General features: G+C 66.7%; 10 protein-coding genes. 5 read left to right on the forward strand and 5 right to left on the reverse strand.

All coding sequences use genetic code 11. From position 1 onward, the window contains the following. Window positions 1–59: 59 nt before the first annotated feature. Window positions 60–416, reverse strand: coding sequence for a VOC family protein (locus tag DEJ35_RS08055; RefSeq protein ID WP_027467232.1), 357 nt, complete (start codon window positions 414–416; stop codon window positions 60–62). Between the two features lie 173 nt (window positions 417–589). Between DEJ35_RS08055 and DEJ35_RS08060 the strand changes: the two genes are divergently transcribed. Further along, a complete protein-coding gene (locus DEJ35_RS08060) occupies window positions 590–1,051 on the forward strand; it encodes a DUF4383 domain-containing protein (protein ID WP_110863530.1) in 462 nt (153 codons plus the stop codon). A gap of 61 nt (window positions 1,052–1,112) precedes the next feature. Here the strand turns inward: DEJ35_RS08060 and DEJ35_RS08065 are convergent, their stop codons facing one another. Then, on the reverse strand, window positions 1,113–1,844 hold the full coding sequence (locus DEJ35_RS08065) for an OBAP family protein (RefSeq protein WP_110858544.1): 732 nt from the start codon (window positions 1,842–1,844) through the stop codon (window positions 1,113–1,115). A gap of 89 nt (window positions 1,845–1,933) precedes the next feature. On the opposite strand from DEJ35_RS08065, the gene DEJ35_RS08070 reads away from it, so the two are divergent. Then, entirely contained in the window at window positions 1,934–2,755 is an 822-nt protein-coding gene (locus tag DEJ35_RS08070; protein ID WP_111090104.1) for an aldo/keto reductase, read from the forward strand. 616 nt (window positions 2,756–3,371) lie between these two features. On the opposite strand, the gene DEJ35_RS17705 is transcribed toward DEJ35_RS08070, so the two are convergent. Next, a complete protein-coding gene (locus DEJ35_RS17705; RefSeq protein WP_111192556.1) occupies window positions 3,372–3,938 on the reverse strand; it encodes an RHS repeat-associated core domain-containing protein in 567 nt (188 codons plus the stop codon). A 230-nt stretch (window positions 3,939–4,168) separates the two neighbouring features. Continuing rightward, a complete protein-coding gene (locus DEJ35_RS08080) occupies window positions 4,169–8,593 on the reverse strand; it encodes an RHS repeat domain-containing protein (RefSeq protein WP_146244766.1) in 4,425 nt (1,474 codons plus the stop codon). 692 nt (window positions 8,594–9,285) lie between these two features. On the opposite strand from DEJ35_RS08080, the gene msrA reads away from it, so the two are divergent. Next, complete coding sequence (gene msrA / locus DEJ35_RS08085) at window positions 9,286–9,807, forward strand: peptide-methionine (S)-S-oxide reductase MsrA (protein WP_110858541.1); 522 nt, start codon at window positions 9,286–9,288, stop codon at window positions 9,805–9,807. 18 nt (window positions 9,808–9,825) lie between these two features. Here the strand turns inward: msrA and DEJ35_RS08090 are convergent, their stop codons facing one another. Then, a complete protein-coding gene (locus DEJ35_RS08090; protein WP_071404761.1) occupies window positions 9,826–10,185 on the reverse strand; it encodes a UBP-type zinc finger domain-containing protein in 360 nt (119 codons plus the stop codon). A gap of 132 nt (window positions 10,186–10,317) precedes the next feature. On the opposite strand from DEJ35_RS08090, the gene ppk2 reads away from it, so the two are divergent. Further along, entirely contained in the window at window positions 10,318–11,271 is a 954-nt protein-coding gene (gene ppk2, locus DEJ35_RS08095; RefSeq protein WP_110858540.1) for a polyphosphate kinase 2, read from the forward strand. A 172-nt stretch (window positions 11,272–11,443) separates the two neighbouring features. Then, complete coding sequence (locus DEJ35_RS08100) at window positions 11,444–13,072, forward strand: APC family permease (protein WP_111090099.1); 1,629 nt, start codon at window positions 11,444–11,446, stop codon at window positions 13,070–13,072. The last annotated feature ends 12 nt before the right edge of the window (window positions 13,073–13,084 follow it).

Below are 13,084 nucleotides of genomic sequence, written 5' to 3' on the forward strand. Positions count from 1 at the left end.
GTGGCGGCGTCGCCACGGGCCTCCCGTCCGTCCATGGGTGCGTCCCGCACCCGGCTGGGTCAGCCCTGCGGGGGCGAGTAGAGCTGCAGGTCGTTGCCCTCGCTGTCCTTGAAGGGGATGATCTTGCCCCACGGGTGCTCGCTGATCTCGCCCTGGATGTCCGCGCCGCGCTCCTTGAGCGCGGCGACCTCGTCCTCGATGCTGCCGTCCGGCTGGAACGACACGACGGCGCCGCCGTCGCTCGCCTGGCTGGCGGACTCGCGCCCGTTCAGGCCGATCATCAGGCCGCCGGCGTCGATCTCGCTCCAGTCGTCGGACTGGTCCTTGACGGTGAGACCGAGCGTGTCGCGGTAGAACGCGACGGCGCGCTCCATGTCGCTGACCGGGACCCAGACTGCTGCGACTCCACTTGCCATGGTGTTTCCTCTCGTCGTGGTGTGCCGTGGACGGTAGGCAGCGCTCGTGCACGGAGGCACAGGGTCACTGTCCCCCGAACGCATCAGCGCACGAGACTGCAAACCGACCGCGGAAGCGCTCCGAATGTCATGTGTGCCGCACAGTGCGGCGTGTACAGAAAAGAGGGCTGATCATGACCAGCAGCGCAGCAACCGCACGCACCGCCTCCGGTTCGACGTGGACCCAGCGGGGCGCGTTCGTCTTCGGTGTCGTCTTCCTGATCGTCGGCATCGCCGGCTTCATCCCCGGCCTCACCATGGACATGGGCTCGATGTCGATGGCCGGCCACAGCTCGATGGCCCTGCTCCTGGGCACGTTCCAGGTGTCCGTCCTGCACAACATCGTGCACCTGCTCTTCGGCATCGTCGGCCTGGTCGCCGCCCGCCGCGCCGCCTCCGCCCGCCTGTACCTGCTCGTCGGCGGCATCGTCTACCTGGTGCTCTTCGTCTACGGCCTGTTCACCGCCGGCATGGCAGACCCCGCCAACTTCGTGCCGCTCAACAGCGCCGACAACGTCCTGCACGCGTTCCTCGCGGTCGCGATGATCGTGCTCGGCTTCGTCCTGCCGCGGATCGGGACGCGCACCGCGCGCTGAACCACAGCACACACCGGACGGGAGGCCCGTGGCGACACCGCCACGGGCCTCCCGTCCGTCGTCAGGGGCGTCCGTCGTCAGCGTCGACGACACCCGGGGTCGGGGTCGTGCCGGTGAAGGCGTCGCGCATCGCGCCGACACCGCGCTGCGGGTGGGCGCGGTCCAGGTACTTCGCCCGCGACTCCTTGCGCGGTTCCGGATCGGTGCGCATCGCCTGGTTCCGGTCCTGCTGCAGTGCGCTGTCCACCTCCCCCTCGCGGTTGAACGACCACATGAGCATCGGATCGCCGATCGGCAGGTCGTGTGCGGGCTGCGATCCCATCGGGGTGCTGTGCCAGGTGTGCCACGTCTTGCCGTACGAGTTCACCAGGTGCCCCATCAGCTCGGTCTCCACCGCGATCGGCAGGCCCGGAGCGACGAGTTCGCCGGAGAACACCTCGTGGTTGTGCGGGTGCCACGACGCCTGCTCGTCCTCGGGCAGGGAGTCGAACAGCCGCTCGGACACGATGTACTCGATGCCGATCAGGTTCGCGTCGGCGGTGTTGCCGTCGAAGAGCACGCACTGCAGCATCTCGGCGTTCACCACCTTGCAGAAGTGGTGCGCCTCCATCTGCACGTCGGGCTCGCCCTTCACGCAGTGGAAGCCGACCACGTAGACGTCGAAGCCCCGCAGCGGCGCCGAGGTCTGCAGCAGATCGGCACCGCGGTCGAGCAGGGCGAGCTCGAAGCCGCCGGCTGCTCCGGGCGGGGTGACACCGGTCTTCCGGTCGTGCACGGTGGGGTTCAGGGGCATGGGGGCGTCCTTCCGTCCGTTCGAGGTGGGCGCCATGCAACCCGGCAGCCCCTCGGAACGCTGTGTGGTTGCGGCGTACTGTCCGCTGCATGCCCGCACTCATCGACACGTTCACACTGTCCAACGGTCTGCACATCCCGAAGATCGGCTTCGGCACGTGGCAGATCCCGTCCGGCTCCGACGCGTACGACGCGACGAAGACCGCCCTCGACCTCGGCTACCGCCACATCGACACCGCCCTGGCGTACGGCAACGAGGCGAGCGTCGGCGAGGCCGTCCGCGACAGCGGCATCCCCCGCGACGAACTCTTCATCACCACGAAGCTGCCGGCCGAGATCAAGACGGCCTCGGGCGCCCGCGACGCCTTCGAGGAGTCGAGCAACAACCTCGACCTCGGACACGTCGACCTGTACCTGATCCACGCGCCGTGGCCGTGGAGCGACATGGGCTCCGACCACCGCGACGGCAACGTCGAGGTCTGGAAGGTCTTCGAGGAGCTCTACGACGCCGGCCGCACCAAGAGCATCGGTGTCTCGAACTTCGCCGTCGCCGACCTCGAGGACCTGCTCGGCCGCACGGACGTCGTCCCGCACGCCAACCAGATCCGCTGGTTCATCGGCAACACCCAGGACGAGACGACCGCCTTCGACCGCGAGCACGACATCCTGACCGAGGGCTACTCCCCGCTCGCCACCGGTGGCCTGCTCGAGAACGAGCAGATCGCCGAGATCGCCGCGAAGTACGACAAGACCGTCGCCCAGGTCGCGATCCGCTACCTGCTCGAGAAGGACGTCCTGCCCCTGCCGAAGTCCACGACCCCGGCGCGCATCGCCGAGAACGCCGACGTCGACTTCGTGCTCGCCGCCGAGGACGTGGCCGCGCTCGCCGCGCTCGAGGACACCGCGAGCTGACACCGGCCCACCCCGGACTGGAGGCGCGGTGCCCACTGGTACCGCGCCTCCGGTCGGCACATGCCGAATCACGGGCGAGCCTCACCCGTCGTGCGTTCGCACCGTTCCTGGCGAGCTGCTTCGTGCCGCCTGGTCGCTCCGCGTACCCGATCAGCTTCAGCCCATAACGGGTCCTGTCTCGCAACCAACGTCGAACACAACAATCGAGCGAGCGGCTTGCGACACACAGTTGCGAGATCGCATTGCTACGGAACCCCACCGGTCTGACGCGTTCGACCACAGCACGGACGAGACGCCTCGTAACCGTAGACTCACGAGATGCGACTCCATGCGCCTGCACCCTTCCCTGCACCGTTAGAGGGATCGGGGAGGTGCTCGTTCACGCAGAGAATGCGTAAGCGAATACGAATATGAGAACCACATCGGCGACCAGGATCGCCATTCCTGACCAATAAGCGGAAGCACCCGGCCCGCGATGCATCCTGACTCGCCCAAAGCCCTCAGCTCGTACAGTGTGCCTCGCGCTGAGCAGAATTAGGAACAGGCCAAACACAGCCACAACTACCAATGCTGCCCAGATCAACCAGAACAGGGTCACGTTCACGGCAATATCTCCCTAGAGCCTCGTGGGTAGGAAACGTGTCGCAGCAACTCCGAGTCCGCCTCCGACGAGACCCGATACTCCACCTTCCACCGCTCCCTCGAGCGCGCTCTGGCCGTAATTCGAACCACCTTCAACAGCTTCGGATGCAACACCCCCAGCCGCACCAAAGGCGACCCCCACCGCAACGCCCCCAAGAAGGCACCCGAGCCCGCCAGTAGACGCACAGATTACCGCGCCGGCAGCCACGCCGAGACCGTTCACCACACCACTAGCAGCGGCACCGGCGACAGACCTACCTGAGGGATCCGAGGAGTTGATCGGGTCCGCTCCTGCGAACGCGTATCGGTTGGCGTTGGAAGGGCTGAGGGGTGCGTCGAGGGTGTCGCGGTCGATCCATCCACCAGTGGTGCTGGATTGCCAGCGGTAGCCAAATTTGGTGAGCCCGGTGTCGGTGTTGCTGGAGCGGAGTCCGTTCTTGTACCGGTCGATGCCGCCGATGCCGCCGATGACTTCGCAACTAGCGAGGTCAAGGGAGAGTGCCCCTTTAATACGAGGCGCTCTCCCTTGAGAATACTTCAGCGATTAGCTCGGCTTGAGGAAAATCGTAATCAGAAGCACCGCAATTCCAATCAGAATCGCACCAATTGCCGGCGCAATGAGCACTCCAGGGGAGAATCGCTCAGGATGCGCATCCCTGTTAAGGCGTGAGGCGGACTGGAAGAATTGTGCTGCTTTGCTCGGGATTACAAGCAATACAATCCCAACGATGATTACTGCCGGACCGAGAAAAAACCCTGGTATCCACATACTTATCCAATGTCAAACTGTGTTTGGTACTGACGCCCTACCGAGATACCCCAGCCTGCGCCGACCTCGATCCCACCGGATCCGCTCCAGCCCGAGCCCAAACTAGAACCGGTCTCATGGCTTGCGTTGCCGACGATGCCCCCACCATACGCGGCGTCTGCACTGATGGAAGTGCTGTCGCTATTAGTGTTCCCGCCGGGGCCACCCTGAACACTGAAGGATGCCGATGCACGCGGGCCGAGTCCCCAACCATAGGTCACGCCGATGCCCTTGTCGTTGAAACTGACGCCAACGTTGCCGCAGATGAAAGCACAGACGTTGAACGAAGGCCCAACCCAGGCGCGACCGGAAGGATCGCTGCCGTTGATTGGATCGTCTGCTGCGTATGCGTAGCGGTTGGCATTGCTTGGGTCGAGGGGTGCATCGAGGGTATCGCGCTGCGTCCAACCACCTGTCGTCGCCGTCTGCCAGCGATAGCCGAACTTGGTGAGGCTGTTGTCCTCGCCGGCGCGGATGCCGCCCTTGAAGCCGAAAGGGTTCTGCTTCCACTGCTGAGTGGTCTCGCCGGACGTCACTACTTCTGTCCCGTACGGGTCGTAGCTGACGGTGTACGCCTTCTCCCCGGTGTCAGCGATCGCAGCAGCAGGGTTACCGATGCCGTCGAGAACCCACATCGACGTGGTGCCGTCCGTGGTCCGCAGGTTCAGCGGCTGCCCGGTTGTCGGGTCGGCGAGCACTGAGGCAACGCCGCTATCAACGACTTCGCGGGAGGTGAGGCCCTTGCCGTACGTGTACCGGTACTCGGCGCCGTCTTCGGTTCGCTGCGACAGGAGGCGCGTCATGTCCGCGCCGGCGTATGTGTAGGTGGTCTTCTTCCCGTCCTTCGTTGACGACGTCATCTGCTGGGCGCCGTTGTACGTAAACGTGGCACCCGGTGCGGTGGTCATGTTGCCGGTGCCGTCGTAGGAGTACCCATCGTTGGTGATCTGCCCGACCGCGTTGAACTTCAACGCCTGCGACGTGCTGCGGTCCCCGGTCACGGTCTCGGTGAGCCGGTTTCCCGCTGAGTCGTACGTGTACGTCCAGGTGCTGTTCGTGTCGCCGCCGGCCTGGGTCGCCTTCTGCAGACGGGTCGTGTTTGAAGTGGTGCCGTCTGAGGCTTTGGTGGTGTAGTCGTATTCGGTGGTCTGCTCGCTGATGTTGTCCTTCAGCCACTGCAGCCGATCGCGGTCGTTCTTCCCATCCGTCGCCGTGCACGCCGAACCGACGCCGACACCCTCGAGGTAGCAGTACGTGGTGTCGACAATGACCTTCGGAGCGGAACTGTCGGCTGACGCCTGGACACGGGTGACCTTGCTGGACTTGTCGTAGGTCAACTTCTGGTGCACCGCCCACACCTCGGGGTCCTTCGCCGGGTCCGCGTTCGGCGTCGCGTTGAGCCAGGTATCCGTGCGGCGGCCGTGGTCATCGGTCTTGTACAGCTGCTTCGCCGTGCCGGAGTTCGTCGGGTACGTCGTCGCGTTGAGCACCTCGGATGCGTCGTACTCGTGCGTCACGGTGCCCTGTTCATCGGTGACCTTGACAGTGTTCCCGGCGAGGTCGTAGCCGTAGGACACGGTGCCGCCGCCCGCGGTGTTCACCGTGGAGGTGAGCCGGTTCCGCTGGTCGTACGTGTTCGTGACCGTCCCCGTCGCGGAGGATTCGGTGAGACGGTTCCCGTTGCCGTCGTACGTGTTCGTCACCGTCGCGGTGCCGTCGTCGAACTCCGTCGTCAGGAGCCGGTCGTCGTTGTCGTACGTGTACGTGGTGACGCCACCGCCACCGTCGGTGTGGTTCTTCACCCGGCCAAAGTCGTCGTAGGCGTACTTCTGCGCCCCGAGGCTGGTGCCGGTGGGCGGGGTGATCGAGCCGAGCTGGTTGTTCGTGTCGTACGCGTACACCGTCGGGTTGCCGCTGTTGCCTGGGGCGGTCGCGGTCTTCACCGCACCCCACGCGTACTTGTCGCCGTCGTCCTTCTTGTTGTACGTCACCTCGGCCATGGCCGCGGGATCACTACCGGACTGCGAGGACGTCTGGTTGCCGACACCGTCGTAGCCGATGCTGGTCGACGTCTTCGAGCTCGAGGTCACCTTCGACGGCAGGTACGCCGTCGCCGCGCCTGATGCGTAGTCCGTTGTCGATGTCGATCCGGAGCTGGACTGGGACTGCGTCAGCGATTGGCCGTCGTTCTTGTCATACTTGTTCGTCGTCGTGCCGGTACCGGCAGCTCCGTCAGCGCCGACCTGCGACGTCGCGACCCCGTTGTTCGCCGGGTTGTACGTCTTGGAACGCTCACGCTTTGCCGGGTCAACGGCCTTTGTTACGAGGTCGTTGCCATCGAGCGTGTACGTCGTGTGCTTCGCGGCAGCGACCGTCGCCGACTGATCCGACCGCGGGTCAGCGACCTGCGTCGTCGTGTCATCCGCGTAGGAGAACCGGGTGACCGCGGTACCCGGCGAGCCAGCAGTGGTGTTGCGCTGCTGGACCTGCGTGACCCGGTCGGACGAGTCGTACGTGAACGTCGTCACCCCGCCCGTCGGCGCCGTGATCGAGGCCAGGTCGCCGTTCGTGTACGCGAAGGTCGTCTTCGCACCCGTCGCGTCCGTGTACGTGGTGATGTCGCCCGCGGCGCTCTTCGCCCACGACACGCTCCGCGTGCTCGAGCCGCTGGTCTGCGAGAAGGTCTGCACCCCGTTGGCGTAGGACGAGTTCGCCGTCCGCGCACCGGTCGTGCCCGCGGTGGAGACGAGCGAGGTGAGCGCGTACCCGTCGGAAGTGTTGAAGCTGACCTGGTTCTGGTTCCGATCCACGATCGAGGTCGGCTGCCCGGCGAGGTTGAAGTGCGTGGTCGAGTTCGACGTCCACCCCTTCAACGTGTACTCATGCGTCGTACTGTTGTCGACCTTCGTGAGGGTCTGCTGCAGCCCCGCCGGGGACGTGTACGTGCCGACCGTCGTTCCGGGGCTGAACTGCCACGCCGTGCCAACGGCGTCGGTGTAGACCACACCGTCACCGTTGGAGGTGAGATTCCCGGCACCGGCGAGGGCGTACTGCCACCGGTTGGCGTTCATCGTGGTGCTGTCCGCGACGTTCTTCGCCCGCGAGTTGTACGCAGCACCGATCGTGCTGTTCTGCGTCACACCCGGCAGCGACATCGCCGACGTCGTCACGAGCAGGTTGCCGGTGCCGACATCGACGCTGGCGTTGGTCTGGTCGGTGATCGGGAACGGCAGCGTGGTCGCGGACGTCCGCTGCCCGGTCTGGTTCGTGTCCGCCGGCCCCGTCGGGAGGGCGTTGTAGTAGCCCTGCAGGTCGATGATGTAGTCCGCCGTGTCTGGACCGTTGGAATACAGCTGAATGTTGCCATCGGCGCCGAGCGGCACGATCGCGGTGTTCGAGCGGATCGTGTTCTTCGGGAACGTGATCGAGTACATCGAACTCGGCCGGCTCACCCCGGTCGGCCACAGTGTGGCCGTACCGCCATTGGCACCCGGGTGGATCGCGGTCAGCGTCACCGCGACCGCGGACACACCGGTGCCGTTCTCCGGGACGCTCTTCACGCCCGCGATCTTGATGATGCGGGTCTCCTTCGCCGCGTAGGACCCAGCAGTGGTGCTCTTCGATTCGTAGAGACGGTCCGCCGCCGGGGTGAACACGCCACCCGGGTTGCTCTTGGTGAAGTAGCCCTGCAGCGCGACGACCATGTCGATCGTGCCGTCCCGGTTGTAGACACTCATCTTGCCGTCCGCGCTCAACGGCACCTGCATCGACATCGACGACGTCACCGCCGCCGGGTAGTTCATCGCCGTCGACCCCACCGTGCCACCCGTGGCGTACGGGGTGATGTACCCGTTGGTCTGATTGCGGCTCAGGACGAGGAAGTTCACTGCGACCGCGGACGCACCCGCCGGAACACCATTCCGGCCGGTGACCTGAATCTGAACCGTCTTGCCCGGCCCGATCTGCGCCTTCGGGATCTGCGACCCCGACACCGAACTCGCCAGCGAGGAACCGTCCCCGGCCACGAACCCACCGGCCGCGACACCACTGTCGGTCGACGTGTAGTAGCCCTGCACGTCCAAGACCAGGTCCACAGACGTTTCCGTCGTGACCGTGACCTTGCCACCCGCGCCGATCGCGAGGGTCGACGAGTTCGTCGAGGTGTCCAGGCCGCCACCGCCGTACACCATCATCAGCGACGCACCAGGCGTATCGGCGTCCGCGCGGCCGAACAGCTGCCCCTGACTCGCCGGGTGCACCACCGTCGCAGCGAGCACCACCGCGGAAGCATCAGCGGGGATACCGAACTTGCCAGTGACCTGCACCGTACGGCTCTTGTTCGCCGCCATCGGCGTCGAGTACCCACCCGTGCCATCACGCGTGTCCAACACGCGGCCGGTGGTCGTGACGAACTGACCACCATCCCCCGTCACCACCGCCTGCGCTGGAGCAGGCGGGCTCACCACCGCCAACAGCGACCCGAACACCGCCACCAACGTGACGACCGCGAGAAACACCCAACGAGAACGAACAGACGACAGCGACGATGCGAACACGCGCAGAACCCCTCAACAGGCCGCAACCAGCGATGACGCCCCCATGCCGTCGCCGAGCAACCAGAAAGTCACGCTACGGAACTACCTCCCCACCCGCACCCTCACATGAGGGGGTCGAATCAAGCTGCACCGACCCGATATAGCAGGCACCGATAGGGCTCGGGCCCGGTCAGTAGATAGATGCGCACAGCCTTCCAACCCAGTCCGGCAGCCGATCGACTTCCGGGGTGCGATCACGCCACGCGCGACGGCACCAGCATTCGGGAGCCGCACCGGTCACCTCAGCTTGCGCAGGCGTCTGCTGCGACACCACCACCAGCAAGGGCCAAAGGGGTCGACAGTTGCAGCGTGGAACCAATAGGGAGCTGGCACCGAGGTCCCGCTCGTAGGGTCGAGTCGTACCGACCGCACACCCGGGTGGGTCCGTGCCCCACAGCGGGCCTGACGACGGGAACAGATCGTCCCTGTTGCCGGTTGCACCACACGGTGTCGCAGCCAGTGACACGAGAGCCCAGGAGGCCACCATGACCACCACCGAGACCGCCATCCTCGCCGGCGGATGCTTCTGGGGAGCGCAGCAGCTCCTCCGTCGTCGTCCCGGCATCGTCAGCACCCGCGTCGGCTACTCCGGCGGCGACGTGCCGAACGCGACCTACCGCAACCACGGCGACCACGCCGAGTCGGTCGAGATCGTCTTCGACCCGTCCCAGATCTCGTACCGGGACCTGCTGGAGTTCTTCTTCCAGATCCACGACCCGTCGACGAAGGACCGCCAGGGCAACGACATCGGCCGCAGCTACCGTTCGGCCATCTTCACCACCTCGGACGAGCAGAAGCAGGTCGCACTCGACACCATCGCGGACGTCGACGCGTCGGGCATCTGGCCCGGCAAGGTCGTCACCGAGGTCACCGCGGCCGGCCCGTTCTGGGAGGCCGAGGACGAGCACCAGGACTACCTCGAGAAGAACCCGCACGGCTACACCTGCCACTTCGTGCGTCCGGGCTGGAAGCTCCCGCACCGTGACGAGGCGACCGCGGCCGTCTGACCTGACGACCGCCGCGGATCAGCGTGATCCGCCGAGCAGTTCCAACCAGTCCCCGGGAAGGCGATCCGCCGGCCCGGGGACTGCCTGCGTCACGGGGTGGCTGGTGGGTGCTGCGAGCTCGAGCCCCTCGGAGCGGGTGTCGTCGCGGTAGTCCCACGCCCAGGTCTCGCCGGGCTCGTAGCTCTGGATGACCGCGTGCCCGGTCTCCTCCCAGTGCCGCGTCGCGTGCGTGTTGAGGGAGTCGTCGCAGCAGCCGACGTGGCCGCACGCCGCGCAGCGGCGCAGGTGCACCCACCACGAGCCGGTCGCGTCGCACTCGACGCACCCGTCTCCGCTCGGTGCGATCTCGGGGTGGATCATCTCGGCCTGGTCCGTCATGGCACCATCATGGCCTGAGACAGGGCACATGCGGTCGGGAGGCACGGGGCGGGCCCGCACCGTGCCTCCAGGCCGTCGTCGGGTCGCGTCCAGGGCGAGGCATGGGGCGGTCGTGCGGGTGGCCGGGCCAGGATGGCCTGGGGCCGACAGCCGATCGGCTCGCAGAGGGAGGACACCGTGGACACAGCGCCGTACTCGCAGCCGTTGCGGGAGTACATCGAACAGCTGCGGACCGAGGGGTACAGCGTCGCGGACGGCCAGACGGCCGACCCGGAGCTGATCGACCCGCACGGCAACCCGGTGCTCACCTGGCAGGACGACTACCCGTACTCGGAGCGCCTGCCGCGGGACGAGTACGAGTACCAGAAGTACCTGCTGCAGATCGAGCTGCTGAAGTGCCAGTACTGGCTCGAGGACACCGGCCAGAAGGTCGTCGTGCTCTTCGAGGGGCGTGACGCCGCGGGCAAGGGCGGCACGATCAAGCGGTTCACGGAGCACCTCAACCCCCGGACCTCGCGGGTCGTGGCACTGAGCAAGCCGACCGAGCGCGAGCGTGGTGAGTGGTACTTCCAGCGGTACGTGCAGCACCTGCCGGCCGCCGGTGAGATGGTCCTGTTCGACCGCTCCTGGTACAACCGTGCCGGCGTCGAACGGGTGATGGGCTTCTGCAGCGACGACGAGTACGAGTCGTTCATGACCCAGGTGCCGCAGTTCGAGCGGATGCTCGTCGACTCCGGCATCCACCTGACGAAGTTCTGGTTCTCGGTGACCCGGCGCGAGCAGCGGACACGGTTCGCGATGCGGCAGCTCGACCCGGTGCGGCGGTGGAAGCTGTCCGACATCGACCTGCTGTCGCTCGACCGGTGGGAGGACTACACCGAGGCGAAGACGGCGATGTTCACCCGGACGAGCAAGCGCTACGCGCCGTGGACGATCGTGCGGTCGAACGACAAGAAGCGCGCGCGGCTCAATGCGATGCGGTACTTCCTGACGCAGTTCGACTACCCGGACAAGGACACCGACGTCATCGGCAAGCCGGACCCGCTCATCGTCCGCCGCGGCAAGCGGGACGTCGACGTCGAGTGATCCCCCACCGGTGATCCCCCGCCGCTGATCCGCCCGCCGACTCGGAACGTTTACACGCCGAGGCCTGCCGTCACGCACTCGAAACAGACGGGCAACGGCGACGACACAGGGCCGCAAGACACTTGTCGCACTACCTGTCACCCGACAGGTACTCCGCGAAAGGTCTGCAGTCATGCGTTCTCCGCAAGCACCGCTCCACGCACCGCGCGCCACGTCCGACGTCGACACCCAGGGGCTCGCCCGCCTCGGCTACGAGCAGGAACTCCACCGCGGGGTCGGCTCGTTCTCCTCCTTCGCGGCGGGCTTCTCCTTCGTCTCGATCCTCACCACGGTCTTCCAGCTGTTCGGACTCGGCTTCGGGCTCGGCGGTGCCGCGTTCTTCTGGGCGTGGCCGCTCGTCTTCGGCGGGCAGCTGCTCGTCGCGCTGAACTTCGCGCAGCTCGCGGCCCGCTGGCCCATCTCCGGCGCGATCTTCCAGTGGTCGAGCCGCCTGGCCGGAGCCCGGTTCGGGTGGTTCACCGGCTGGACGATGATCATCGGCCAGATCCTCACCGTCGCGGTGGCGGCCATCGCCGTGCAGGCCGTGCTCCCCGCGATCTGGGACGGGTTCCAGGTCGTCGGCGGTCCGGGCGCGGACCCGTCCGTCGCGTCGCCGACCGGTGCCGCGAACGCGGTGGTCCTCGGTCTGGTGATGCTCGCCGTGACGACGATCGTGAACATCACGAGCGTCCGGCTGATGGCCCGCGTGACGAGCTTCGGCGTGCTCATCGAGATCGTCGGCGTGGTCGTGCTCATCGGCGCCCTGTTCCTCCTGCCGCACCGCAGCGCGTCCGTGGTGTTCACGACCACCGGGTCGACGAGCACCGAGCCGTACGTGTGGGCGTTCCTGGCGTCGTCGCTGATGGCCGCGTACGTGATGGTCGGCTTCGACTCGGCCGGTGAGCTCGCCGAGGAGACCCACAACCCGCGCCGGACCACTCCGAAGACGATCGTCCGGGCGCTCACGGTCTCCGGCCTCGGCGGCGGGCTGCTCATCATCGGCGCCCTCGTCGCCGCCCCGAGCCTGACCGACGGCAAGCTCGCCACGCAGGGTCTCGCCTGGGTGATCACCTCGACCCTCGGCGACGTCCTCGGTCGGCTCCTGCTCTGCACCGTCGCCGTCGCGGTCTTCGCGTGCACCCTCGCCGTGCAGACCGCCGGAGCCCGGATGGTCTACTCGATGGCCCGCGAGAAGGCACTGCCCTTCCACCGCACCCTCGCCCGGGTCTCGCCCCGCACCGGCACCCCGATCGCCGCGTCGATCGTCGTCGGGGTCGGCGCCGGGCTGGCCCTCGCCGTCAACATCGGGCAGTCCGCGATCTTCACCGCCCTGTCGAGCCTGTGCATCGCGATGCTCTACCTGGCCTACCTCGGGGTCACCGGGCCGCTGCTGGTCCAGCGGATCAAGCTCCGGCGCACGGGGCTGCCGACCGGGGTGGACGAGGACGGCAAGCCGCTGTTCACCCTCGGTCGCTGGGGCATCCCGCTCAACGCCCTGGCCGTGGCGTTCCAGATCGGCATGGCGATCAACCTCATCTGGCCCCGGCCGGAGATCTACGACCTGACCGGCACCTCGTGGTGGCTGCAGTACAGCGCCCTGCTGTTCATCGGCGGCGTGCTGCTCGTCGGCTGGGCGTGGTCGAGCTGGCGTCACCGGACGCACGGGCCGATCACCCTGGCCGAGGTCCCCACCACCGCGGCGGTCCCCGTCCCCGCAGCCGCGACTGCGGCGAGCCCGACCGCCGCCTCCGTCGAAGCCTGATCCGGAAGGAAC

The organism is Curtobacterium sp. MCPF17_051 (assembly GCF_003234595.1).
Taxonomy (GTDB): Bacteria; Actinomycetota; Actinomycetes; order Actinomycetales; family Microbacteriaceae; genus Curtobacterium; species Curtobacterium flaccumfaciens.

Coding starts and splice junctions, on each gene's coding strand:
- msrA (WP_110858541.1), top strand. CDS start 9,286: ATGACCACCACCGAGACCGCCATCCTCGCCGGCGGATGCTTCTGGGGA.
- DEJ35_RS08070 (WP_111090104.1), top strand. CDS start 1,934: ATGCCCGCACTCATCGACACGTTCACACTGTCCAACGGTCTGCACATC.
- DEJ35_RS08065 (WP_110858544.1), bottom strand. CDS start 1,844: ATGCCCCTGAACCCCACCGTGCACGACCGGAAGACCGGTGTCACCCCG.
- DEJ35_RS08090 (WP_071404761.1), bottom strand. CDS start 10,185: ATGACGGACCAGGCCGAGATGATCCACCCCGAGATCGCACCGAGCGGA.
- DEJ35_RS08055 (WP_027467232.1), bottom strand. CDS start 416: ATGGCAAGTGGAGTCGCAGCAGTCTGGGTCCCGGTCAGCGACATGGAG.
- DEJ35_RS08060 (WP_110863530.1), top strand. CDS start 590: ATGACCAGCAGCGCAGCAACCGCACGCACCGCCTCCGGTTCGACGTGG.
- ppk2 (WP_110858540.1), top strand. CDS start 10,318: ATGGCCTGGGGCCGACAGCCGATCGGCTCGCAGAGGGAGGACACCGTG.
- DEJ35_RS08100 (WP_111090099.1), top strand. CDS start 11,444: ATGCGTTCTCCGCAAGCACCGCTCCACGCACCGCGCGCCACGTCCGAC.